The following is a 25,732-nucleotide window of genomic DNA, read 5'->3' as shown; positions in this document are numbered from 1 at the left end:
ATATCCGTTAAATTACAGATATTATGTATATTTACGTTTAAACATAATTTAAACACAAAAAATGAGAACAAGAGGTGGTTTAAAAACTCGTTTATTAATAGGTGTAGCAATTGTTGCTTTTGCTTATTTACGCAAATGCAGTCAACAAGAAGTAAATCCTTACACAGGCAAAACACAATCTATCAGTTTATCTCCACAGCAAGAAATTGCTATAGGTTTGCAACAAGCTCCAGCTATGGCACAGCAACACGGTGGGTTATACCCTAATGAAAATGCACAAGCTTTAGTAGATAAAGTTGGAGCGAGATTAGTAAATAATACAGTTGCAAAACAGTCTGGATATAAGTTTGACTTTCATTTATTAAGAGACGAAAGAGCAATCAACGCTTTTGCTCTACCTGGCGGGCAAGTTTTTATCACCCATGCTTTATTTTCTCAATTGAAAAATGAAGATCAATTAGCTGGAGTTTTAGGTCACGAAATAGGACATGTATTAGGAAAACACTCTAACGAAAGAATTACAGATGCAAATTTCTGGAAACTTTTGACTATGGGAGCTTCTGTAGGTGCCGATTTAGGTGAGCTAGCAAACAGTATCGGTCAACAAACTTTATTAAAAAATGGTCGTGGTGATGAATTAGAAAGTGATGAATTAGGTGTAAAACTAATGGTTGATGCAGGCTATAATCCAGAGCATCTAATTGGCGTTATGGAAATTTTAAAAGCTGCAGCGGGTCCTAATAGAGTTCCTGAGTTTCAAAGCACGCATCCCGACCCTGAAAACAGAATTGAAAAAATTAAAGAAGCGATTCGCAAGTATAAAAAATAAAAGAGACTGTTTTCACAGTCTTTTTTTTGTAACATTAAACAACAACTCTCTACTAATAAAATAAAAAGTATAGCTATGAGTTTTGGAGGAGCGGTATCTGCAATGATTACCAGTTAAAAAAACAATAAAAGAAAAAGAGTTAGTGCTTTTGAAAAATTGGAGCGATTTCAAAAAGAAAACAGTGATAAATTGTATTTTGAAAAGTCTACAAGTAAAGAGGAATTAGAAGAAATTCGTCATAAAACAAAAAGAAGAAATCAAAGAGAACTCATAAAAAACATAGCTGTCTTGTTTATTCTTTTTATAATATTATTTTTCTTAATAAGTTCGTTATAACAAAAAAGAGAGCTTAAAACTCTCTTTTAATATTTTATTTACCTTGAATGATATTAAAGTTAATTCCTAAACCTACAGATGCAGGCTGAATTCCATCAGAAGAAACTCCTTGATAATACCCGTAAATATTCCATTCATCATCATGATATCCAATTTCTGGTCGGTAATAAAAACCTCCTTCTCCACCTTCTGTAAAGAAACCATATCCTAAATCGGTTCCTAAGAAAAAATTCTCAGTAGGATAAAATCGAAACAGTCCTGCTAACGGAATAATTCCTACATCTGCAAATTCAAACAACCCTTCCTCTTTACCAAAGTAATGAGTATATCCTGTTGACACCCCAATTGCAAAACTATCTGTATCTAAAAATTGATATTTTAAATCAACTCCTAAAGCAAAAGAAGAAATATCCGACATATCTCCTACAGGAAGTCCTCCGTGAATTCCCATTTTTAACCAATTTGTTCCTTCACCTACCTGAGCTTTTGCTACTGTAAAACTTGTTATTGCAAATACTAATAAAACTATTTTTTTCATAATATTGTTTTTAAGTTACACTGCAAAACTACTCAAGTAACAACTTCAGTATTATCTCTTTTCATTCAAACATTAACTCAAATCATTTTTAGGTTTAACACAAATTTTTAATTCAAAAAGGTAAATTTGCAATATGAACAAGAAAGTAATACTTATGATTTTGGATGGATGGGGAATTACTCAAGATCCAAAAGTATCGGCTATATACAACGCAAAAACACCATTTATTAATTCTTTATACGATAAATTTCCACACGCTGAACTAAGAACAGATGGAGAACATGTTGGTTTACCTGAGGGGCAAATGGGAAATTCTGAAGTTGGCCACATGAATTTAGGTGCAGGTAGAATTGTATATCAAAATTTAGCCAAAATAAACAAAGCGGTAAAAGAAGGAAGTCTTGCCCAAGAACCTGAATTAATCAACGCTTTTCAATACGCAAAAGACAACAATAAAAACGTTCATTTTTTAGGATTAGTATCTAACGGGGGAATCCATTCTCATATTGACCATTTAAAAGGATTACTAACTTCAGCTAACTATTTTGGCTTAGATAATGTGTATCTACATGCGTTTACTGACGGACGTGATTGTGATCCAAAATCAGGAAAATATTTCATCAATGATATTCAAGAGCACATGCAACAAACCACTGGTGAATTGGCAACAATTACCGGTCGTTATTATGCTATGGATCGTGACAATCGCTGGGAACGTGTACAATTAGCTTATGAAGCTTTAGTGAATGGAAAAGGTTTAAATTCTTCAAATGCTATTTCAAGCATTCAACGAAGTTATGACGAAAATATAACCGATGAATTCATCAAACCTATCATTATGGTTGATGAAAATAAGCAACCAAAAACTACGATAAAAGAAGACGATGTTGTTATTTTCTTCAACTTTAGAACCGATAGAGGACGTCAGTTAACCGAAGCATTAAGTCAACAAAACTTTCCTGAGTTTAACATGAACAAACTACCGTTGTATTTTGTTACCATGACAAATTATGATGATACTTTTAATAACATTCATGTTATTTACGACGGAAAAAATATTGAAAACACCTTAGGCGAAGTGTTAGAGTCAGCTGGAAAAACACAAATTAGAATTGCTGAAACAGAAAAGTATCCGCACGTTACTTTCTTTTTTTCTGGTGGAAGAGAAGAAGAATTTACAGGAGAAAAACGTTTGTTATGTCCTTCATCAAAAGTAGCCACCTACGATTTAAAACCAGAAATGAGCGCTTACGAAATTCGCGATGCAATTGTTCCTGAGTTACAAAAAGGTGATGTGGATTTTGTCTGTTTAAACTTTGCTAATGGTGACATGGTAGGACATACAGGAGTTTTTGAAGCAGCAGTTAAAGCATGTGAAGCAGTTGACGATTGTGTACAAAATGTGGTAACAACTGCATTAAAGAACGATTACACCACCATTTTAATCGCCGACCATGGTAATTGTGAAACCATGATTAACCCAGACGGAACACCACATACAGCTCATACCACAAACCCTGTACCTATGATTTTAATCGACAACGAATTAAAATCAATAAAAAGTGGTATTTTAGGCGATATTGCTCCTACTATTTTACGACTAATGGGAGTAGCACAACCAAAAGAGATGACACAACATTCACTTATTTAAATTATTTTTTATGAAAAAAATAGTGTACTTATTCGCATTCGCCTTACTTTTTTCATGTGCTTCTGCACCAAAAAACCTTGCGACTAAAAACGAAAATGGAAATTTAGTTGGTATAGCAACTAAAAAAGACTTTCAAAAAGAACCTTACGGAAGTGAGTGGTTCAACGATTTTTATTCGTATTACGAAACCGATAAAAATACCGTTGAACAATTAAAACCTTTATTAAAAGATATAAAAATAAAAGGTTTTATGGGTACTTGGTGCGGAGATAGTCAGCGAGAAATCCCTAATTTTTATAAAATTTTAGACGAAGCAGAATTCAACTATAAAAATCTTGAATTAGTTACTGTTGATCGCAAAAAAAAGGCAAACGGATTAGAAGAAGGATTTAATGTTCTTAGAGTTCCAACCTTTATTTTTTATAAAGACGGAAAAGAAATTGGACGTTTTGTAGAGCATGCTATTGAAGGAAGTACAGTTGAAGAAGATTTCTTAAAAATACTTTCAGGACAAGATTACAAACATCCATATGAAAAATAACCGTAAATTTGCGCCTCAATATTTTTAATATGATTATTCCAAAGACCAGAGAAGAAATAGAATTAATGCGCGAAAGCGCTTTAGTAGTATCAAAAACCTTAGGTATGCTTGCTAAAGAAGTAAAACCTGGTATTACTACATTATATCTTGATAAACTTGCCGAAGAATTTATTCGTGAGCAAGGTGCTATCCCTGGATTTTTAGGATTGTATGATTTCCCGAACACACTTTGTATGAGTCCGAACTCGCAAGTGGTACACGGAATCCCCAACAAGACACCTTTACAAGAAGGTGATATTATTTCTATTGATTGTGGCGCGATAAAAAATGATTTTTACGGAGACCATGCGTACACTTTTGCTGTAGGTAAAATAGCTCCTGAAACACAAAAATTATTAGACATTACCAAAGAAAGTTTATACGTTGGTATTCGTGAGTTTAAAGTTGGAAATCGTGTTGGAGATGTTGGGTTTGCGATTCAGAATTTCACCGAAAAACATGGTTACGGAGTAGTTCGCGAATTGGTTGGACACGGATTAGGACGCAAAATGCACGAAGATCCTGAAATGCCTAACTATGGTAAAAGAGGTCGTGGTAAAAAGTTTGCTGAAGGTATGGTAGTTGCCATAGAACCAATGACAAACTTAGGAACTCATAAAATTCGTCAACATAGTGATGGATGGACTATTACTACCTTAGACAACAAACCATCTGCTCACTTTGAACACGATGTAGCTATTGTAGATGGAAAACCTGAACTACTTTCTACTTTCAAATACATTTACAATGCTTTAGGTATTGAAAGTAATGAAGAAGATGAGTTTAGACAACAACCTTTAGTAATATAATTTCCGAATAAAACACACGTTATGTCATTCCGTACTCGTTGCGGAATCTCAAAAAAAGATTCCTGCTTTTACAGGAATGACACTATGAAGCTATTCAAAACCATATTAAATACAATTCCAAGACCTTTTTTAATAAAAGCCAGCTATTTAGCAAGACCTATAATAGCTTGGTGGTTAAAAGGTGATAAGTTTACAGATCCTATTGACGGAAAATCATTCCGTAAATTTTTACCTTACGGATATGGAGTGCAACGAGAAAACGCACTTTCACCATCTACCCTATCATTAGAAAGACATCGTTTACTTTGGCTTTTTTTGCAAGATGAAACAAATTTTTTCACTTCAAAAAAGAAGCTAAAAATGCTTCATATTGCTCCTGAGCAGTGTTTTTTAGATATTTTCAAGAAACAACAAAACCTAGATTATATCACGTCTGATTTAGAATCGCCTATTGCGGATGTAAAAGCAGATATTTGCGACTTACCTTTTGAAGACAATCAATTTGATGTGGTATTTTGCAATCATGTGTTAGAGCATATTCCAAACGACACCAAAGCAATGCAAGAATTGTATCGTGTGTTAAAAGTTGGCGGATTTGGTGTTTTTCAAATCCCTCAAGACTTATCTAGAGAAACTACTTTTGAAGACGATAGTATTACCGACCCAAAAGAACGTGCAAAAATATTTGGTCAGTACGACCATGTTCGAGTGTATGGTCGTGATTATTTTCACAAACTTCGCTCTATCGGTTTTAAAGTTGACGAAATTGATTACACAAAAAAAATCGCTCCAGAAAAACTAGAACGATTTGCGTTGATGAAAGGCGAAATTTTACCTGTTTGCTATAAAAACTAGTTGGCATACTCCACTAACTCGTTTGTTTCATTATGGTACAACAACACCACTTTTAACTCTGGATGTTTTTGTAAAAATGCTTTTGTTTTTTCTAATCCCATCGCTAAAAAAGCAGTAGCATAAGCATCTACATCAGCACAATCTCCTTTTAAACGAACAGATACACTTAGTAAATTACTTTCTTCTGCCAATCCTGTTTTTGCATTTACTGTATGCACTATTTTTTTACCTTCTTCATTTACTTTATACTTTCTGTAATTCCCAGAAGTTGCCATTGATTCATTATCCAATTCAATTACTTTTTGAATAGAACGTGTACCGTCGATATTTGGTTTTTCAATAGCTACTTTCCATAATTTGCCATGTTTGGTTCCTCTAGCTCTAATTTCCCCACCAATTTCAACAATATAATCATGAATGTTTTTCGATTCAAAAAAGCGCCCTACAACATCTACTCCATATCCTTTTGCAAAAGCATTTACATTAAACTCAATGTTTTCACTTTCTCTGTAAACCTTCCTATGTTTTAAAACAACTTTATCAAATCCAACATTTTCCATTAAAGCTGAAATTTCTTCATGAGTTAGATTTTTTTTCTCCTTTCCTGAACCAAATCCGTAAGCATCAATTAATCTTCCTATAGTAGGATCGAAATATCCATCAGTTTCATTGTATATTTTTTTTGCTTTCTCAAAAACTTCAACAAACATATCATCGACAACCACAGTTGTATCTCCTTGATTTATTTTAGAAATATCAGAAGTTGGCATGTAAGTAGACAGCGATTTATTTACCAAATAAAACAAACTATCTATCTGTTTTTGGTAATCTACATCACTTAAATAAGTGATATGATACGTTGTTCCAAAAACTCCGCCTTCTAATTTTGTTTCATTTAATGTTACTTCTTTCTTACAAGCAATCATCAACAATAACAAAACTCCAATAAATGCTACTTTTTTTATCATATTGAAAAATTTACTCACAAAATTAATGCTTTCCTACTTCATAAAAGATTGTTAATTCTCTTTTTTGTATTTCCATTTTCATAAATTTGCTTAACTATTAATTTATATCAAAAAAATAGAATAAAATGAAAAAAGTATTCTTATTTCTTACAGCTACTCTTTTATTAGCCTCATGTGCTTCAACAAAAGAACTAGAAGCTGTAAAAGCAAAACACGAACAAACTAAAGAAGAATTATTAGCTGTAAAAGCTAACTTAACTAAGTGCTTAATTGAAAAAGAAAAATGTGAAGAGCAAACAACTTCTTTAGAATCGAGAGTAACAGAATTAAAAAAAGATAAAGAAAACACTTTACAACAAGTTGAAAACTTAACTGTGTTAACTAAAGGTGCTAACGACAACATTAAAGAAACTTTATCTCAATTAAGTAAAAAAGACAAATACATTAATAAGATTAGAGAAGCTGCTTCTAAAAAAGATTCTTTAAACTTAGTAGTTGCTTTCCACTTAAAGAAAGAGTTACAAGACGGAATTGATGATGAAGACATCGAAGTAAACGTTGAAAAAACTGTAGTTTTTATTTCTATTTCTGATAAATTATTATTCAAAAGCGGAAGTTATACTATAAACGAAAAAGCTTCTAAAGTGTTAGAAAAAGTTGCTACCGTGGTAAATGGTCAACCTCAAATGGATGTTATGGTGGAAGGACATACAGACAACACTCCTGTTACAGAAGGCTCTTCTTTGAAAGACAACTGGGGATTAAGTGTTTTACGTTCTACAGCTATTGTACGTGAATTACAAAACAAGTACAGTGTAGCTCCAGAAAGATTAATTGCAGCTGGTAGAAGCAGCTATGTTCCATTAGTAGAAAATGACAGTCCTGCTAACAAAGCAAAAAACAGACGTACAAAAATTATTATTTTACCACGCTTAAATCAATTCTTTGATTTATTAGATCAAAAGGTAGAATAGTTTTTCTAAAAAAATATTTTAAAAACGTGCTAATAGCACGTTTTTTTTATTGGATAAATACTCCATTTAAGAAAAAAGAAAGATTATTCTAACCCGCTATTTGTCAATCAAATAATTAATTGTACATTTGCAGACCTTTTTAAAGGACAAAAATTTATTAATTATAAACAAAAACTAATCGTGTAATTATGAACACATTAAGTTACAAAACAGTATCAGCTAACAAGAACACTGTGAACAAAGAGTGGGTTTTAGTTGATGCGGACGGGCAAACATTGGGTCGTCTAGCTTCTAAAGTTGCTAAACTTATTAGAGGTAAGTACAAACCAAATTATACTCCTCACGTAGATTGTGGAGACAACGTTGTAATTATCAACGCTGAAAAAATCAACTTAACTGGTAACAAGTGGGCTGACAAAACTTATATCCGTCACACAGGCTATCCAGGAGGACAAAGATCATTAACTGCTACAGAGATGTTTCAAAAAGATCCTACAAGACTTATTGAAAAAGCAGTAAAAGGTATGTTACCTAAAAACCGTTTAGGTAGCGCGTTATTCAAAAATTTATATGTTTACGCAGGTACAGAGCACGGTCAAGAAGCTCAAAAGCCTAAAGCAATTAACCTTAACGATCTTAAATAATTATGGAAACTGTACACAAAATAGGTAGAAGAAAAACAGCTGTTGCTCGTGTTTATGTTTCTCAAGGAAGTGGAAACATCACTATCAACAAAAGAGAGTTTAAAAACTATTTCACTACACCAACTTTACAATACAAGGTTCAACAACCTTTAATGTTAACTGAAAACGTTGATGCTTACGATATTAAGGTAAACGTTTACGGTGGTGGTGTTACTGGTCAAGCTGAAGCTATTCGTTTAGCAATTACTAGAGCTTTAGTAGCTATTAACGAAGAAAACAAAGCTGTATTAAAACCAGAAGGATTATTAACTCGTGATCCAAGAATGGTTGAGCGTAAGAAATTCGGTCAGAAGAAAGCACGTAAGAAATTCCAGTTCTCTAAACGTTAATCGTTTATTAGAACTGTTATTTATAAATCAATTTATAACAGTTTAGTATCTAAATACTTCAGACTTAATAACTACTGAAGTATTGCGAAAACAGAACGTAAACACATTTTATTAAAATGGCAAACATTCAAGAATTATTAGAAAGTGGTGTTCACTTCGGACACTTAACTAGAAAATGGAACCCAAACATGGCTCCATACATCTATACAGAGCGTAATGGTGTTCACATCATCGATTTGTATAAAACTTCAGCTAAAATTGACGAAGCTTCTGCTGCGTTACAAAAAATAGCTAACTCAGGACGTAAAATCTTATTCGTTGCTACTAAGAAGCAAGCTAAAGATATCGTTGCTGAAAAAGCAAAAGCTGTAAACATGCCTTACATCACTGAAAGATGGCCAGGGGGTATGTTAACAAACTTCGTTACTATTCGTAAAGCTGTTAAGAAAATGGCTTCTATTGATAGAATGAAGACTGATGGTTCTTTCGACGCTTTATCAAAAAGAGAAAAATTACAAATCAACCGTCAACGTGAAAAATTAGAAAAGAACTTAGGTTCAATTTCTGATATGACTCGTTTACCAGGGGCTTTATTTGTAATTGACGTAAAGAAAGAGCACATTGCTGTTGCTGAAGCACAAAAATTAAACATTCCAATCTTTGCAATGGTTGATACAAACTCTGATCCAAGACCGATCGATTTTGTAATTCCTGCAAACGATGACGCTTCTAAATCTATCGATAAAGTATTATCATACGTAACAGATGCTATCGCTGAAGGCTTAACTGAAAGAAAAGCTGACAAAGAAAAAGCTAAAGCTGATAAAACAGCTGAAGCTCCTGCATCAAAAGAAGCATAACATATTTAATTTAAAGGTTTCATTTCATTGAGACCTTTAAATTTTTATACCTTACAACAATTAATTACAATTAAAAAATAACGATAGAATGTCAGTAAAAATTAGCGCTGCAGACGTAAAAAAATTAAGAGAAACTACCGGAGCTGGTATGATGGATTGTAAAAAAGCATTAGTAGAAGCTGAAGGTGATTTTGATAAAGCTATTGAAATTTTACGTAAAAAAGGACAAAAGATTGCTGCTAAAAGAGCAGATCGTGAGTCTACTGAAGGTGTAGCTATTACTAAAATTAGCGATGACAATACTTATGGTGTTGCTATCGTATTAGCATGTGAAACAGATTTCGTATCTAAAAACGATTCTTTTAAAGAATTAGCTCAAGAGTTTGTTAACATCGCTTTTAACTATAACACTAAAGAAGAGTTCTTAGCTGCAGATTTTGGTGGTATAACTGTTGCTGAAAAATTAATCGAGCAAACAGGAGTTATCGGTGAAAAAATCGACATCACTTCTTTCGAAAAAATCGAAGCACCATACGTAGGAGCTTATACTCACGTTGGTAAAATTGCTGCAATGGTAGGTTTAACTGCTGCTGTTGACAACGCTGCTGAGTTAACTAAAGACTTAGCTATGCAAGCTGCTTCAATGGGAGCAACTTCTTTATCTTACAAAGATTTTGACCCTGCTTATGTAGCTTCTGAAACTGAAGCTAGAATTGCTGCAATTATTAAAGATAACGAAGAATTAGCACGTTTAGGTAAAACTTTAAAGAACGTACCTCAATTCGTATCAAGATTACAGTTAACTGATGAAGCTATGGCTAAAGCTGAAGAAGAAGCTAAAGAGCAATTAAAATCTGAAGGTAAACCAGAGCAAATCTGGGACAAAATCTTACCAGGTAAAATGGAAAGATTTGTTTCTGATAACACTACTTTAGATCAAGAGCAGTGTTTATTAGACCAAAAATTCATCAAAGATGAGAAGAAAACTGTTGCAGAATATGTTGCTTCTTACGGTGACGTTGAAGTGAAGAACTTCGTAAGAGTTACTTTAGGATAATTCTCAACAACAACTTATATAAAAACCATCCATTTTTGGATGGTTTTTTTTATGCAGTAAAAATTAGAATAAAAAAAATACGTAGCTTTGCACAACTTTCAATAAAACAAATGCAATACAAAAGAATCCTTTTAAAATTAAGTGGTGAAGCGTTAATGGGAGAGCGCCAATATGGTATCGACCCTAAAAGACTTAAAGAATACGCCCAAGAAATAAAACAAGTTGTAGACAAAGGTGTAGAGGTAGCCATTGTAATTGGTGGTGGAAATATTTTTAGAGGAGTAGCTGGTGCTAGTAACGGTATGGATCGTGTACAAGGTGACCACATGGGAATGCTTGCAACTTGCATTAACGGATTGGCTTTACAAAGCGCCTTAGAAGACGAAGGAATGCATACACGTTTGCAAACAGCTATTGAAATTAAAGAGATTGCAGAACCTTATATTAAACGTCGCGCAAATCGTCATTTAGAAAAAGGACGTGTAGTTATTTTTGGTGGAGGAACAGGAAATCCTTATTTTACAACTGATACTGCTGCGGTTTTAAGAGCGATTGAAATTAATGCAGATGCTATTTTAAAAGGAACTCGTGTTGATGGTATTTATACTGCAGATCCTGAAAAAGACGAAAATGCAGTTAAATTTGAAAGCATAACTTTTAAAGATGTGTTAGATAAAGGCTTAAAAGTAATGGACATGACAGCTTTTACTTTAAGCGAAGAAAACAAACTACCAATTATTGTTTTTGACATGAACACTAAAGGAAATTTATTAAAATTAATTTCTGGAGAAAATATTGGAACAATAGTTGATAATTAACAATTCGAAAATCACCCTCACAACAATTTTGAGGTTTTAAATACGTACAAAATGAACGAAGAAATTGATTTTATTTTAGATTCTGCCAAAGAGGCAATGAATAACGCTATTGAGCATTTAGTAAAAGAATTACGTAGTATTAGAGCTGGTAAAGCATCACCAGCAATGTTAGCTAATGTTCAGGTAGATTATTATGGTTCAGCTACTCCATTAGGGCAAGTAGCCAATGTAAATACACCTGACGCTAGAACAATTTCGATTCAACCTTGGGAAAAAAATATGTTACAAGAAATAGAAAAAGCTATAATGCTTGCTAATCTTGGTTTCAACCCAATGAATAATGGTGAAAACATCATCATCAACGTTCCGCCATTAACTGAAGAGCGTCGTAAAGACTTAGCAAAACAAGCTAAAGCAGAAGCTGAACACGCAAAAGTAGGTGTTCGTAATGCTCGTAAAGATGCCAATAACGATATTAAAAAGTTAGATGTATCTGACGATATGAAAAAGAATGCTGAAGCTGATATTCAAAATTTAACTGACGGATTTGTAAAAGAAATCGATGAAAAATTCGTAGTTAAAGAAAAAGAGATTATGACCGTATAATTTCCTATTAAAAATAACATATTTAAAGAGCGCTTTTATAGCGCTCTTTTTTCGTTTAATTGTTTCATTTAGCATAAATTTGCTAAAACTTTTTTTGAATGACTTTTTGGACTAAAATCGCAGGATTCGTATTGCGAAATCGTTACTTAGTTTTAATTACTATCGCTATTATTACAGGGCTATTAGTCACTCAAATGAAGCATATGCGCTTTTCATATACAGAAGCCAATTTACTTCCTACCGATCACGAAGCTAATATTGAATATAATCGTTTTTTAGAAATCTTTGGAGAAGAAGGAAACTTAGTTATTCTTGGGGTAAAAGATTCTACAATTTTTACTCCAACTAAATTCAATGCTTGGAACAAACTTGTTAAAGATTTAGATAGCTTAGCTCAAGTTGATTTTACCGTATCAGTTGCTGATGTTCAGCAGTTAAAAGCAGATAGAAAACAACGCAAATTTGTTATTGAACCTTTGTTTGATAAAGCGCCTACCACAAACGAAGAAGTCAGAAAGATTAAAGAGCAACTTTTTGAAAAACTCCCGTTTTACGATAACTTATTATACAACGATAAAGGAGTTTTACAAACAGCTATTTATCTTAATAAAGAAATAGTTAATACACCTGTTCGTAGAGACTTTGTTGTGGATATTTTAATTCCTACTGTAAAGTCATTTGAAAAAAAACACGGTATAGATGTTCGTGTTTCAGGCATGCCTTATATACGAACTTTAAATTCTCAAAATATAACTGATGAAATGGGGATTTTTGTGATTGGAGCATTGCTTATTACTGCAATTATTTTCTTCTTCTTTTTCCGTTCATTTAGAGCCACATTTATCACCCTATTGGTAGTAGGAATCGGTGTTACATGGGCATTTGGTTTTATTGGTTTATTGGGATATGAAATCACGGTATTATCAGCTTTAATTCCGCCTTTAATTATTGTTATTGGTGTACCTAACGCAGTATTCCTCATCAATAAATATCAACAAGAAGTAAAAAAACACGGAAACCAAGCTAAATCATTACAGCGCGTTATTTCAAAAGTTGGTAATGCTACATTAATGACCAACATTACAACAGCATCTGGTTTTGCTACTTTTATTTTTGTGAAAAGTCAATTGATGCGTGAATTCGGGGTTTTAGCATCAATAAACATTATTAGTATTTTCATTTTAGCTTTATTAATCATTCCGATTATTTACAGTTTTATGCCACTTCCAGAGCAAAAACACTTAAATCATCTAGAGAAAAGATGGATGAACAATGTGGTTTCTTGGATGGAAAACATGGTGAAAAAACAACGAATTACTATTTACATTACTACTGTTTGTGTAATTATTTTAAGCATGATTGGGCTTTATATGATTCGTGTATCTGGAAGTTTAATTGAAGATATGCCCAAAGGAAAACAGTTTTATAAAGACATCAAGTTTTTCGAATCTGAGTTTGGTGGAATTATGCCTTTAGAAATATTAATTGACACCAAAAGAGAAAAAGGTGTGATGAAGCTTTCTACTTTAAAAAAGATGGAAAAGTTAAATGAAACCATCGAAACTTTCCCTGAACTTTCAAAACCAGTATCTGTAACCAACTTAGTAAAATATTCTAAACAGGCTTACTATAACGGAAACCCTAAATACTACCAACTTCCAACAAGTCAAGAGAAGAGTTACATTTTTGCCTACACAAAAAACTCAGATAGTAACTCTGGAATGTTAAAGAATTTTGTAGACAGCACTGGTCGTTATGCTCGTATTACTACGTTTATGAAAGACATTGGTACCGATAAAATGGATGTTATTCAAGAGCGTTTACAAGCTGTTATAAACAAACAATTTCCTGATGATAAATTTGATGTTTCAATGACAGGTAAAGCTTTAGTTTTCTTAAAAGGAACTAACTATTTAATTAAAAATCTTGTTATTTCTTTATCGTTGGCAATTTTATTAATTTCAATTTTTATGGCGTGGATGTTCCGTTCACCTCAAATGATTTTAATTTCATTGATTCCAAATATGCTTCCATTATTAATTACTGGAGGTTTAATGGGCTTTTTAGATATTCCTATAAAGCCATCAACAATCTTAGTGTTTAGTATTGCTTTTGGTATTTCTGTTGATGACACCATCCACTTTTTAGCAAAATATCGTCAAGAATTATTAAGTAATAATTGGAAAATTAAACCTGCTGTTTATTCTGCTTTAAAAGAAACAGGCGTAAGTATGTTTTATACTTCAATTGTACTTTTCTTCGGCTTTTTAGTATTTACCGTTTCAAGTTTTGGAGGTACAATTGCGTTAGGAGGGTTAGTATCTGTAACACTATTATTAGCGATGGTTTCTAATTTATTGTTGTTACCATCTTTATTAATTTCTTTTGAGAAAAAAATAGCGAATAAAAAAGTTTTAAAAGAAACAAAATTTAAAATTTTACCTCCAGAAGAGAACAAATAAACTTTGCGCCATTCTTAGCTTATCATCATTGCTCAATTAATAGCAAAAAAGTATCTTTGCGTCTCAATTTTTATAAGATGGAAAGAAGTAGCGTTAAAGAATTATTACAATCTGACAAATTTTTACAAGAAGTACACGTAAAAGGATGGGTAAGAACTTTTAGAAGCAATCGTTTTATTGCTTTAAACGATGGTTCTACTATAAATAACATTCAGTGTGTTGTAGATTTTGAAAATGCTGACGAAACGTTATTAAAAAGAATAAATACAGGAGCAGCTGTAAGTATTAAAGGAACTTTAACCGAAAGTCAAGGTAAGGGACAATCAGTAGAAGTTCAAGTAACTGATTTAGAAATTTTAGGAGACTCAAATCCTGATGAATACCCTATTCAACCTAAACAACATAGTTTCGAATTTTTACGTGAAAATGCTCACTTACGTGTAAGAACAAATACATTTAGTGCTGTAATGCGTTTGCGTTCTGCATTATCTTTTGCTGTTCACCAATATTTTCAATTAAACGGATTTTATTACGTAAATACGCCAATTATTACAGGTTCTGATGCTGAAGGTGCAGGTGAAATGTTTAAGGTTACTAATTTTGAAGCTAATAAAGCTCCGTTAAACGAAGAAGGAAAAGTTGATTATACTAAAGATTTCTTCGGAAAAGAAACCAACTTAACCGTTTCTGGACAATTAGAAGCTGAAACCTATGCCATGGCGTTAGGTAAAGTATATACTTTCGGACCTACATTTAGAGCTGAAAACTCAAATACGACACGTCACTTAGCCGAATTTTGGATGATAGAACCAGAGGTAGCTTTTAACGATTTAGATGCTAACATGGATTTATCTGAAGACTTTATCAAATACGTGTTACAATACGTTTTAGATAATTGTGAAGATGATTTAGACTTTTTAGACAATCGTTTAGCGCAAGAAGACAAAAAGAAACCTCAAGCTGAACGTAGTGAAATGGGCTTACTAGAAAAGTTACGTTTTGTAGTTAACAACAACTTTAAGCGTGTAAGTTACACTGAAGCTATCGATATTTTACGTAATTCAAAGCCGAATAAAAAGAAGAAGTTCCAATTTCCTGTAAACGAATGGGGAGTGGATTTACAATCAGAACACGAGCGTTATTTAGTTGAAAAACACTTTAAATGTCCGGTAATTTTATTCGATTATCCAGCAAACATTAAAGCATTTTATATGCGTTTAAACGAAGACGGAAAAACAGTTCGCGCAATGGATGTATTATTCCCTGGAATTGGTGAAATGGTAGGTGGATCTCAAAGAGAGGAACGTTTAGAAGTCTTACAAGAAAAAATGGCAGCATTAAATATTCCTGAAGAAGAATTATGGTGGTATTTAGATACTCGTAAATTCGGAACCGCAGTTCACTCAGGTTTTGGTTTAGGGTTTGAACGTTTGGTTTTATTTACAACAGGAATGAGTAATATTCGTGATGTAATTCCTTTCCCAAGAACACCACAAAACGCAGAATTTTAAAAAAAACTTAAAACTTAAAAATAACAATCGTCATTCCTTACCGAATGACGATTTTTTTTGTGCTATTTCATATCTTTGTACATATGCTAAAACAAAGTTTACATCAAAAATTACTTCAAAAATTATCTCCTCAGCAAATTCAGCTGATGAAGTTAATTCAATTACCAACCCAAGCTTTTGAAGAACGCTTGAAACAAGAAATTGAAGAAAATCCTGCGTTAGATACTGGTAAAGATGAACCAGAAAATTTTGAAGACACCTTAGTAAACGATGTAGATTATGATGATTCGGGTAACGAAAAAATTGATACTGATGATATAAACATCGATGAGTATTTAAGCGATGACGAATACCCAAGCTATAAAACACAAACCAACAATTACTCATCAGACGATGAAGAAAAACACGTTCCTTACGCAGCTGGAACAAGTTTTCATCAATCATTAGACAATCAGTTAAACACGTTTAGAATTGATGAGGAAGAACGTGCTATTGCTGAATTTTTAGTGGGAAGTATAGATGATAGCGGATACATTCGTAGAGAGATTATCGATTTAGTTGACGACTTAGCTTTTACTCAAAATGTTTTTACTACTGAAGAAAAGGTTAAAGAAGTTTTGGTAAATGTGGTTCAAAAATTGGATCCTGTAGGCGTGGGTGCTTTAGATTTGAAAGAATGCTTAATTATTCAATTAAAAGCAAAATCTGAAAATGAAAATAGAGCTTTAGCCATTCGAATTCTTCAAGAATCTTTCGATCATTTTGTAAAGAAACACTATCAAAAACTTGTTGAAAAATATACTATTTCTGAAGAACAGTTAAAAGATGTTATTACAGAAATTAGCAAATTAAATCCTAAACCTGGTAGTTCATACGCAGGTAACAATAAAGTTGCAGAACAAATTGTTCCTGATTTTTCTATCAGAATTATTGACGGAAATTTAGATTTAACCTTGAATTCTCGTAATGCTCCTGAACTTCATATTTCAAGGGAGTACAACAATATGCTTAAAGGATATCAAGATTCAAAAGAAAAAACCAAATCGCAAAAAGATGCGGTCTTGTTTATCAAGCAAAAATTAGATGCAGCAAAATGGTTTATTGATGCCATTAAGCAGCGTCAACAAACACTTTTAGTGACCATGAATGCGATTATGCATCGACAATCAGCATATTTTTTAACAGGTGATGAGCGTAAGTTGAAACCGATGATTTTAAAAGATATTGCTGATGAAATTAACATGGATGTGTCAACCGTTTCTCGTGTAGCTAGTAGCAAATACGTTTCAACTCCTTATGGAACAAAATTGATTAAAGATTTCTTTTCTGAATCAATGAAAAATGACCAAGGTGAAGATGTTTCAACCAAAGAAATTAAAAAGATTTTAGAAACAGTAATTAGTGAAGAAGATAAACGAAAACCTCTTACTGATGAAAAATTATCTAAAATATTAAAAGAAAAAGGGTACCCAATTGCGAGAAGAACTGTTGCTAAATATCGTGAACAATTAGATATTCCTGTTGCAAGGTTGCGTAAAGAAATTTAATGCGCTGGCACAAGTTCATATCAACCATCTTGCACCCTATTGTTATGCCTACAATAGGTATTATTTTATATTTTATAATATCACCTATTACTTTAGCTAGCAGACAGCAATACACCATATTAGCGGTTGTATTTATTGCAACTTATCTTATTCCGTTACTATTATTAGTTTTCTTAAAATCTATAGGGTATATAAAATCATTCAGGGTTTACAGTATAAACGAGCGTAAATTCCCAATGTTTTTCATGATGCTGTTATTTCTATTCTTAGGAAAGATTTTTGCTAGTATGACCGTTATAAAAGACCTAAGTTATTTATTCTATGGAACCGTTTTGGGACTTTCTGCAATCTATTTATTATTTCCTTTCAAGATTAAAGGAAGTTTGCATTTACTATCTATGGGAGTTGCTATTGGCTACTTTTTGTTGTTTCAACAAATGCAATCAATAAATATTCTTCCTCTTATTATAACTTTCATATTACTCTCTGGATTATTAGCAAGCTCTAGATTGTATTTAAAAGCTCATACAGTATCAGAAGTCTATATTGGTTTTTTTATCGGTTTATTAAGCCCCTTTATCGCTTATTATATTTTATAACAAGTAAAAACTTAACCCTAACCGAACTACTTTACTATTAATGGCTTCGTCATTAAGTTTAACACCTTTAAACATTGGTGTAAGACCATAATATACATGGAAATTGAACGTACCATATCCCGCAGAAACTGTCAATCCAGTTTGCCATGTATTAAATTTAGCAGCATTAGAGAAGTTAGTTTTATCGGCTGAAGTTTGGTATATGTAACTATTACTTAAGTTATACACTATTTTAAAACCTGCATAAAAACGCCAAAATGAATAAGTATTCGCATCAGAAGACCTCCATCTAAATTGGATAGGCATTTCTAAATTATGAAGCTTTATTTTATTAGATATAATATCGGATGCTACTTCATAACTATCAACCTCTCCTTTTAATACTTTTAAACCATGACTGAAAGAGTCGTGACTGTACCCTAATCCTACTGCAAAAGCAGTTTTTCCAGTTTTATTAAACGGAATATCTTTCATATAACCTAAAGCCACCCCATAGGAAAAACCCGTTTCTCCTAACTGTTTAGGTTGATTAGCTAAAAGATTATAGGTAACATCTATATACAATTGATCTTCCCAGTACTTATCTCCAATTTGAAGTGAATCTCTTTGAGAAAAAACACTTACAGTTAAGAATAGCGTTAAAAATAATAATGGTGTAAATTTCATAATAATTATCTAACGATAAATATACCTTTTTTGTATAAAAAAAGAGCAATCTAAATGATTGCTCTTTCTTGTTTATTTAAAAGTAATTACTTCTTAATTGCACTTCCTTTATGTGTAGATAAACTTAACTTAAGAGCATTTACATCTCTTAATTTTTCACGAATATCGGCTAATGTACCTACACTCGATTCTTTATCTGCTTTAATAGAAGTTGTCATAAATGGTACTTCAGCTTCAGAAACGTTATCTCTTTCAAGATAAATAAAAGAAGGAACATCATCTGGTGTTGCAATCTTGTCGTTTAACTGAATTCTGTTATATCCTGTACCATATTTAGTATCCTTTGCTTTACCAACATAAATTGTACTCACTAAACTTTTACGTTCAAGTTTTTTTACTTCACTTGCACTAGGTAAACGTGGTGAATCAATCAATAAATCTGTTTCTCTCATAGTAGTTGTTACCATGAAGAAGAATAATAACATGAAAACAATATCTGGTAAAGACGCCGTAGATAAAGCCGGCATACCTTTCTTCTTTTTTCTAAACTTAGACATATATAATTGTTTAAATATTATTTAACATTTGTTGGGTCAGAATCAGATATAATTTGAGGATAACTCGTTTTAATATCTTCAACTTTCTTTCTTAAAGACTCATCTTTTCTTGCGCTATCAATAAAAGCTTGCTCAAGTTCATCAAAACTCATTCCGTACTTATCTTTACAAAGTCTGTTACGTAACTCTGTATAAGCTCTTAACAACTCATTTTGAACTGCAACGTAAGTACCGTACTCAGTACCTCTATCACTTTCTACAGATATAATTGCTTTGTTTGGATGATCTGATGAATCTGGATCTTTTGCTCCTTTACAATAATCACAAGGAGCACCTGCTTCTTTGTCTGGCATTGGGTTACCAATACCACCACCATTATCAATAAACTTTATAGCAGCATCTTTTAAGTCTTTCAACTCCATAACTTCATTTTCAACTAAAAGTTGGTTGTTACGGTTAATGCTTACTTGAAAAATATTTTTTTCTTTAACGATTGGTGGTTCAACTTCTGTTTTTTCAGCTAACTTTTTAGGAATACCTGAATCAACATCCATTGTTGTTGTTACAAGGAAAAAGATAAGTAGCAAGAAGGCAATATCTGCCATCGAACCTGCATTAATTTCTGGGTTTTCTCTTCTTGCCATAATACTCTATGATTTAACTAATCCTTTTAATAAATCCCACACGAAGAAAGCTCCTGCGATCACTATTAATATAATACTTAACCAAATACCTGTACTTGTGTTTTTAGAAACACTACTACCTGCTTCAGCAACTATTTCGTTACTAGCTCCAACTACTTGACCGTCATTAGAAAGCATATAAGATATTACAAATAATACCCCTATAGCTAATATACCAAGTAATGCTTTTTTCAAAGCTGCTGGGTTTTTAAACAAACTAAAAATTGAAGCTAATACTGTTACTCCTGCTGTTAACCCTAGTAAAACTAAAGAGTAAGTTACTAACGGAGAAACTGCGTCTGACATCGCTACTTTATCCTCAGTATCTACACCCATAGTCATAATAAATAAAACTATACCGACAAGAGAAAGTAAAGCAACAATGATTGTTATTAATCTATTGTTCTTCATACTTCAATTATTTTTTATACTTAGCTAATAAGTCGATTAAAGAGATAGAAGCATCTTCCATATTGTTTACAATAGCATCAACTTTAGAAATGATGTAGTTGTAAAAAATTTGTAAAATAATAGCTACTACTAAACCGAATACTGTAGTTAAAAGTGCTACTTTAATACCACCTGCTACTACCGCTGGAGAAATGTCGTTTGCTACTGCAATCGCATCAAATGCTCCAATCATACCAATTACAGTTCCCATGAACCCTAACATTGGTGCTAAAGCAATAAATAATGAAATCCAAGAAATGTTTTTCTCTAATAATCCCATTTGTACTCCACCGTATCCTACTACAGCTTTTTCAGCAGCGTCTAAACCTTCATCAGCTCTTTCTAAACCTTGATAAAAGATAGAAGCAACAGGACCTTTTGTATTTCTACAAACTTCTTTAGCAGCCTCTACACCACCTGAACTTAAAGCCTCATCAACACTAGCAACTAGTTTTTTAGTATTGGTTGTAGCCATATTTAAATAAATAATTCTTTCAATTGCGATAGCTAAACCTAAAATTAAAGCTACTAATACGATTCCCATAAAACCAGGACCTCCCTCAATAAAATATCTTTTTAAGATTTGGTGGAAAGTTTCTGTTTCAGCTGCTGCTGCGTCTTGAGCATAAGTTGATTGAATAGCTCCTAAAAACATAAATCCTGCAATAGTTAGGATATTTACTACTTTTTTCATTTTGTTATAATTAATTTTAAATAGTTAACGGGTTAAAAATACAAATTTTACTACGAAAAACTCATTTTTTTACAAATAAGTAAATCTTTTCTTGTACTTATTACGCTTTTTAATTTTTCAGAGTGGCAAGTAACAAAAAAATGTTGGGAGATTAAAAAAAATATCCATGATTTCTACCTACTTACCCTTTTTTAACGCTTTTAACTAGTGTTTCAAGCAGTTATGGTTGTAAATTTAACGATTTATTTACAATTTACGCCATCTCTCCTCTTAATGGTTTCTCAAAATAATGTTTAAATTCTTCTTTTGATAGCTTTTCACCAAGTAAATACATCATTTTTGCCACTGCTGTTTCAGTAGTAATATCCTTTCCATCAACAACACCTATGCGTTTTAATTCAGAACTTGTTTCATAATGTCCTAAAATAACACTTCCGCCAGCACATTGAGTTACATTTACTATGTATATACCTTTTTTAACTGATTCTTCTAACAAATCAACAAACCATTTTTCGGTTGGTGCATTTCCCGATCCATAGGTCTCTAAAATAATTCCTTTTAATTCAGGAATACTCATAAAACTCTTTACAACAGATGCTGTTATTCCTGGAAACAATTTTAATATCGCTACATGATTGTCTAGTTTTTTTCTAAACACCAACTTTTCTTCTTGATTGTTTGATTTTAACAACAAGTGATGATTAAAATTCAAATGGACTCCACTTTCTGCTAATGGCGGGTAATTCATCGAAGCAAAAGCTTCAAACTGTTCAGCGTTAATCTTTGTAGTTCTATTTGCTCTATATAATTTGTATTCAAAATACAACCCTACCTCTTGAATTACTGGTCTTCCATTTTCATAAGTCGAAGCAATTTGTATTGACGTAATTAAATTTTCTTTGGCATCGGTACGTAAATCACCTATTGGCAACTGCGACCCTGTAAAAATTACAGGTTTTTGTAAATTTTCAAACATAAAACTAATTGCTGAAGAGGTGTAAGACATCGTATCTGAACCTGTTAACACAACAAATCCGTCAAACTTGTCATAACTATCAGAAATTATTTCTGCTATTTGAATGTAATAGTTCACATTCATATTTGAAGAATCTATTGGCTCTTCAAATGAAATTGTAGAGATTTCACAATTTAATTGTTGCAATTCAGGAATTTTACTCGAAATCTGGCTAAAATCAAAAGCTTTTAAAGCTCCTGTATTATAATCTTTCACCATACCAATGGTACCACCAGTATAAACAATTAAAATCTTAGGTTTGTTTGTCATTTTGACATTCTTTATTTCCTCCAATAATTTGGAATAATTTATGTTGTAAATTTATCAAACAAAAATGATACAAAATTTTAAAACTATATAAATTATGATAGGATTTTATATACTTATAGGTATTATATCTTTATTCAGCTGGTTAGTAAGCAATACTTTACAACGAAAGTTTAAAAAATATTCGAGAGTACACTTACGAAACGGAATGAGTGGTGCTGAAATAGCTGAGAAAATGTTGGCAGACCATGGTATTTACGATGTAAAAGTTATTTCTACACCTGGTATGCTGACCGACCATTACAATCCGCAAAATAAAACGGTAAATCTTAGTGAAGCTGTATATAACCAACGTAATGCTGCTGCCGCTGCTGTTGCTGCTCATGAAGTTGGACACGCTGTTCAACATGCTAGAGCATACGAATACTTGCAAATGCGTTCTAAATTAGTACCAATGGTAAGTATTACTTCACGTTTTTCTCAATGGATGGTTATTGGTGGTATTGCTTTCGGAGCTGCTTCTGGCGGAACAGGAATAGGGTTTTACATAGCTATAGCTGGTTTAGTTTTTATGGCTTTAGGTACACTTTTTAGTTTTATCACCTTACCGGTGGAATACGATGCAAGTAACAGAGCGTTAGCTTGGTTAGAAAACAAAAACATGGTTACTCGTGAAGAGTTAGCAGGTTCTAAAGATGCTTTAAAATGGGCAGCTAGAACATATTTAGTAGCTGCTTTAGGTTCATTAGCTATGTTATTATATTGGGCTTTACAAGTTTTAGGAAGCAGAGATTAGTGTCGCAGACACTTTTTGTATTTTACTCAGATATAAAAAACACTCTTAATAAAAATTGAGAGTGTTTTTTATTTCAGTAAACCTATTGTGTATTTCAATTAATATCCAATTCATCGGAAATTTAACCCGTTTCATCTTTTTTCGATTTCAACACTTCTTAAGAATAATCATTTTTGAAGCGTAAAAAATCAAACACATGAAATCGTTAATTACTTTTTGCTCTTTATTAGCAAGCTTTATCACATTACAAGCACAACATTCCATTTCAGGAAAAATTACTGATGAACAGCAACAACCTCTTTCTTTTGCCAATATAATTTTACATCCTTCTAACAACAGTCAAACTCTTAAAGGTGTAATTTCTGATGAAGAAGGTAATTTTCTTTTTGAAAGCATTACTGAAGGAGATTATTTTATTGAAGTTTCAATGTTAAGCTTTATAACTCACAAAACTGAAAAGTTTTCACTAACAAAAAACAAGACATTCAATTTTACATTAAAAGAAGAAAGTCAAACTTTAAATGAAGTGGTAATCACCTCTAAAAGACCTGTTATAAAACAAACAGCTGAAAAATTGATCGTTGATTTAGAGAAAACAGAAATGTTAAACGCAAACCTACAAGATATTATGCGTAAAGTTCCTGGAGTACTCGTTACTAATAACGGAATTAGTATTGCAGGTAAAAGTGGAGTCCGAATTTTAATTAATGGTAAAACCACAGAATATATGGATGTTGAAACACTACTCCGTGATTTTCCTGCTGATAATATTGCTAAAGTTGAAGTCGTAGAACAACCAGGTGCTGAATATGACGCTTCAGGTACAGGAGCAATTATCAATATTATTTTAAAGAAAAATATTCGTTTAGGAACTCATGGGAGTATAATGGGATGGATTGGCGAAGACGAAGGTTTTGAATACGGAACAAGAGCATCTATAGCTAGCTATAAAAACAAATTAAATTGGCAAACTAGTATAGGATATTCTGAACCAACTTGGCGAGATGATTTGTTTTTAACAAGAACCGTACAAGATACTATTTACGATCAAACAACAAAATCGCCTTTTGCTCCAAAAAGTATTTCATTTAATACTAGTTTAGATTATTATATAAATGATAAACATTCTATCGGAATAGGTGGGCGTTGGAATAAAAGAAAATCTAAAAGAACATCATCAAGTAAAACTAACATTATTAAACCTACGACTACTGATGTTTTGTTTTCAAAAAATAGTTTTGAAAGAGATCGAGTAGATTATAATATTAATCCATATTATGAATATAAATCTGATACTGAAAAATTAGTAGTAGATTTTAACTTCATTAGCTATCAAAACAACAATACTAACACTTTATTTGACACTGAAGAAAGCACACTACCTTTTACTGACAGACGATATAAACAAGATGGAAATTTCACCATTAAAACATATAGGACTGACTACAATAAAACCTTTACCGATAATTTCAAGTTAAGCATGGGTAGTAAATATAGTGTTGTTAACACCAACAATGATTTACAATCATTTCTTGAAAACGGTGCTAACGGATTCGATTTTGATCCAACAACAAGCAGTGAGTTTTTAGTAGATGAAACAATTTTTGCTGTGTATTCTAAAATAAATGCTACTTATAAAAAATGGTCTTTTTCTGGAGGATTACGTTATGAAGACAGTAACACTAACGGAACTTCTATTTATTTAAAAGACGGACAAATGGTAAATGAAGTTAAAAAAAGACCTATTGGTAAATTATTCCCAAGTGCTTCAGTTAGCAGAAAACTAACTGAAAAACTAGGCGCAAATTTATCGTACAGTTATCGCATTAGAAGACCTTCTTACAATAGCTTAAATTCGTTTCAAGAATTTTTAGACCCTTTTTCTGCACAAGAAGGTAACCCAAGTTTAAAACCAGCTTTTACAAACAACTACCAATTCAATTTAACTTTTGAAAACCAACCTTTTTTTACTATTGGATATAGCAAAACGAATGATGTGATTTTTGATTTAATCAAACAAAATAACACCACTGCTCAAATACGTCAACAAGTAGTAAATGTTGAAGATTTTACAAACTGGAATTTTCGATTATTTGGTCCGTTAAATTTTATAAAAGGAGTTGAAGGTTACACTGGGGTTATTGTAAATAATAGTAGTTATAATTCAAATACACATAATGTTGATATTTCTAAATGGAATTTATATTGGTTTATGCAAGCTAGTTATAAATTACCATGGGATGTTAATTTAGAATTTAACGGAAACTACGGAACAGGAGCCTTAGAAGGTCAAATAGATGTAGATTGGTTAGCTGCTTTAGATTTTTCTTTAAGCAAGAAGTTTTTAGATGATAAGCTAAAAGTTAACTTAGGATTCAACAAAATGCTTAACCGTGGATTTGTTGGAACTATTGATTATGGTAACGGAACTGCCAATGTAGAAAGCAACAGTTCTCGTCAAAATATTCAACTAAGATTATCATATAGCTTTGGATCAAAATTCGGAAAGAAAAAATCAAAGCGCAACTCTTCAATTGATGAAGAAAATAGAATTAACGATAACAATTAACA

26 protein-coding genes are annotated in these 25,732 nt (G+C 32.3%); 18 read left to right on the top strand and 8 right to left on the bottom strand.

The window, feature by feature from the left end:
- The first annotated feature begins 61 nt into the window (after positions 1-61).
- On the top strand, positions 62-829 hold the full coding sequence (locus ACKTST_RS01760) for a M48 family metalloprotease (RefSeq protein WP_408046076.1): 768 nt from the start codon (positions 62-64) through the stop codon (positions 827-829).
- A gap of 370 nt (positions 830-1,199) precedes the next feature.
- Here the strand turns inward: ACKTST_RS01760 and ACKTST_RS01755 are convergent, their stop codons facing one another.
- On the bottom strand, positions 1,200-1,703 hold the full coding sequence (locus ACKTST_RS01755; RefSeq protein WP_408046075.1) for a hypothetical protein: 504 nt from the start codon (positions 1,701-1,703) through the stop codon (positions 1,200-1,202).
- A 133-nt stretch (positions 1,704-1,836) separates the two neighbouring features.
- On the opposite strand from ACKTST_RS01755, the gene gpmI reads away from it, so the two are divergent.
- From gpmI to ACKTST_RS01735, 4 genes are all read left to right on the top strand, one after another.
- Positions 1,837-3,354 (top strand): 2,3-bisphosphoglycerate-independent phosphoglycerate mutase, encoded by a 1,518-nt coding sequence (gene gpmI, locus ACKTST_RS01750; protein ID WP_408046074.1) that lies wholly within the window; start codon positions 1,837-1,839, stop codon positions 3,352-3,354.
- 10 nt (positions 3,355-3,364) lie between these two features.
- Positions 3,365-3,895: a thioredoxin family protein gene (locus ACKTST_RS01745; RefSeq protein WP_408046073.1), complete on the top strand. Its 531-nt coding sequence runs from the start codon at positions 3,365-3,367 to the stop codon at positions 3,893-3,895.
- A 29-nt stretch (positions 3,896-3,924) separates the two neighbouring features.
- On the top strand, positions 3,925-4,743 hold the full coding sequence (map, locus tag ACKTST_RS01740; protein WP_408046072.1) for a type I methionyl aminopeptidase: 819 nt from the start codon (positions 3,925-3,927) through the stop codon (positions 4,741-4,743).
- A gap of 84 nt (positions 4,744-4,827) precedes the next feature.
- Entirely contained in the window at positions 4,828-5,598 is a 771-nt protein-coding gene (locus ACKTST_RS01735) for a class I SAM-dependent methyltransferase (protein WP_408046071.1), read from the top strand.
- Here ACKTST_RS01735 and ACKTST_RS01730 read toward each other — a convergent pair.
- Positions 5,595-6,566, bottom strand: a complete 972-nt coding sequence (locus tag ACKTST_RS01730; protein WP_408046070.1) for an FAD:protein FMN transferase — start codon at positions 6,564-6,566, stop codon at positions 5,595-5,597. The two genes, ACKTST_RS01735 and ACKTST_RS01730, sit on opposite strands and share 4 nt — an antisense overlap.
- Before the next feature lie 125 nt (positions 6,567-6,691).
- Between ACKTST_RS01730 and ACKTST_RS01725 the strand changes: the two genes are divergently transcribed.
- The 11 genes from ACKTST_RS01725 (at position 6,692) to ACKTST_RS01675 (ending at position 18,033) form a co-directional block, all read left to right on the top strand.
- Positions 6,692-7,540 (top strand): OmpA/MotB family protein, encoded by an 849-nt coding sequence (locus ACKTST_RS01725; RefSeq protein WP_408046069.1) that lies wholly within the window; start codon positions 6,692-6,694, stop codon positions 7,538-7,540.
- Between the two features lie 188 nt (positions 7,541-7,728).
- Positions 7,729-8,184, top strand: coding sequence for a 50S ribosomal protein L13 (rplM, locus tag ACKTST_RS01720; protein WP_408046068.1), 456 nt, complete (start codon positions 7,729-7,731; stop codon positions 8,182-8,184).
- A gap of 2 nt (positions 8,185-8,186) precedes the next feature.
- Entirely contained in the window at positions 8,187-8,573 is a 387-nt protein-coding gene (gene rpsI, locus ACKTST_RS01715; protein WP_408046067.1) for a 30S ribosomal protein S9, read from the top strand.
- Positions 8,574-8,689: 116 nt separating this feature from the next.
- Positions 8,690-9,433: a 30S ribosomal protein S2 gene (rpsB, locus tag ACKTST_RS01710; RefSeq protein ID WP_408046066.1), complete on the top strand. Its 744-nt coding sequence runs from the start codon at positions 8,690-8,692 to the stop codon at positions 9,431-9,433.
- Positions 9,434-9,521: 88 nt separating this feature from the next.
- Positions 9,522-10,490: a translation elongation factor Ts gene (tsf, locus tag ACKTST_RS01705; RefSeq protein ID WP_408046065.1), complete on the top strand. Its 969-nt coding sequence runs from the start codon at positions 9,522-9,524 to the stop codon at positions 10,488-10,490.
- Positions 10,491-10,600: 110 nt separating this feature from the next.
- A complete protein-coding gene (pyrH, locus tag ACKTST_RS01700; RefSeq protein WP_408046064.1) occupies positions 10,601-11,308 on the top strand; it encodes a UMP kinase in 708 nt (235 codons plus the stop codon).
- Between the two features lie 51 nt (positions 11,309-11,359).
- On the top strand, positions 11,360-11,914 hold the full coding sequence (gene frr / locus ACKTST_RS01695; RefSeq protein ID WP_408046063.1) for a ribosome recycling factor: 555 nt from the start codon (positions 11,360-11,362) through the stop codon (positions 11,912-11,914).
- Positions 11,915-12,012: 98 nt separating this feature from the next.
- Positions 12,013-14,376, top strand: a complete 2,364-nt coding sequence (locus ACKTST_RS01690; RefSeq protein ID WP_408046062.1) for an efflux RND transporter permease subunit — start codon at positions 12,013-12,015, stop codon at positions 14,374-14,376.
- Positions 14,377-14,453: 77 nt separating this feature from the next.
- Complete coding sequence (asnS, locus tag ACKTST_RS01685; protein ID WP_408046061.1) at positions 14,454-15,887, top strand: asparagine--tRNA ligase; 1,434 nt, start codon at positions 14,454-14,456, stop codon at positions 15,885-15,887.
- Between the two features lie 83 nt (positions 15,888-15,970).
- Positions 15,971-17,434 (top strand): RNA polymerase factor sigma-54, encoded by a 1,464-nt coding sequence (gene rpoN, locus ACKTST_RS01680; RefSeq protein ID WP_408046060.1) that lies wholly within the window; start codon positions 15,971-15,973, stop codon positions 17,432-17,434.
- A gap of 44 nt (positions 17,435-17,478) precedes the next feature.
- Complete coding sequence (locus ACKTST_RS01675) at positions 17,479-18,033, top strand: hypothetical protein (RefSeq protein WP_408046059.1); 555 nt, start codon at positions 17,479-17,481, stop codon at positions 18,031-18,033.
- Here ACKTST_RS01675 and ACKTST_RS01670 read toward each other — a convergent pair.
- The 6 genes from ACKTST_RS01670 to ACKTST_RS01645 all read right to left on the bottom strand — a co-directional run bounded on the left by ACKTST_RS01670 (position 18,028) and on the right by ACKTST_RS01645 (position 22,368).
- Positions 18,028-18,699 (bottom strand): porin family protein, encoded by a 672-nt coding sequence (locus ACKTST_RS01670; protein WP_408046058.1) that lies wholly within the window; start codon positions 18,697-18,699, stop codon positions 18,028-18,030. The two genes, ACKTST_RS01675 and ACKTST_RS01670, sit on opposite strands and share 6 nt — an antisense overlap.
- 86 nt (positions 18,700-18,785) lie before the next feature.
- Positions 18,786-19,256: an ExbD/TolR family protein gene (locus ACKTST_RS01665; protein ID WP_408046057.1), complete on the bottom strand. Its 471-nt coding sequence runs from the start codon at positions 19,254-19,256 to the stop codon at positions 18,786-18,788.
- 17 nt (positions 19,257-19,273) lie between these two features.
- On the bottom strand, positions 19,274-19,900 hold the full coding sequence (locus ACKTST_RS01660; protein ID WP_408046056.1) for an ExbD/TolR family protein: 627 nt from the start codon (positions 19,898-19,900) through the stop codon (positions 19,274-19,276).
- 6 nt (positions 19,901-19,906) lie between these two features.
- On the bottom strand, positions 19,907-20,350 hold the full coding sequence (locus ACKTST_RS01655) for a hypothetical protein (protein ID WP_408046055.1): 444 nt from the start codon (positions 20,348-20,350) through the stop codon (positions 19,907-19,909).
- 7 nt (positions 20,351-20,357) lie between these two features.
- Entirely contained in the window at positions 20,358-21,083 is a 726-nt protein-coding gene (locus ACKTST_RS01650; protein WP_408046054.1) for a MotA/TolQ/ExbB proton channel family protein, read from the bottom strand.
- Between the two features lie 253 nt (positions 21,084-21,336).
- On the bottom strand, positions 21,337-22,368 hold the full coding sequence (locus tag ACKTST_RS01645) for an asparaginase (RefSeq protein ID WP_408046053.1): 1,032 nt from the start codon (positions 22,366-22,368) through the stop codon (positions 21,337-21,339).
- 94 nt (positions 22,369-22,462) lie between these two features.
- Between ACKTST_RS01645 and ACKTST_RS01640 the strand changes: the two genes are divergently transcribed.
- Positions 22,463-23,161, top strand: a complete 699-nt coding sequence (locus ACKTST_RS01640) for a zinc metallopeptidase (RefSeq protein WP_408046052.1) — start codon at positions 22,463-22,465, stop codon at positions 23,159-23,161.
- 196 nt (positions 23,162-23,357) lie between these two features.
- Positions 23,358-25,730, top strand: coding sequence for an outer membrane beta-barrel protein (locus ACKTST_RS01635; protein WP_408046051.1), 2,373 nt, complete (start codon positions 23,358-23,360; stop codon positions 25,728-25,730).
- The last annotated feature ends 2 nt before the right edge of the window (positions 25,731-25,732 follow it).

Source organism: Tenacibaculum crassostreae (genome assembly GCF_964512405.1).
Lineage (GTDB): Bacteria > Bacteroidota > Bacteroidia > Flavobacteriales > Flavobacteriaceae > Polaribacter > Polaribacter crassostreae.
Note: the sequence above shows the minus strand (reverse complement) of the source record. Positions and strands in the feature narration are given on the sequence as shown.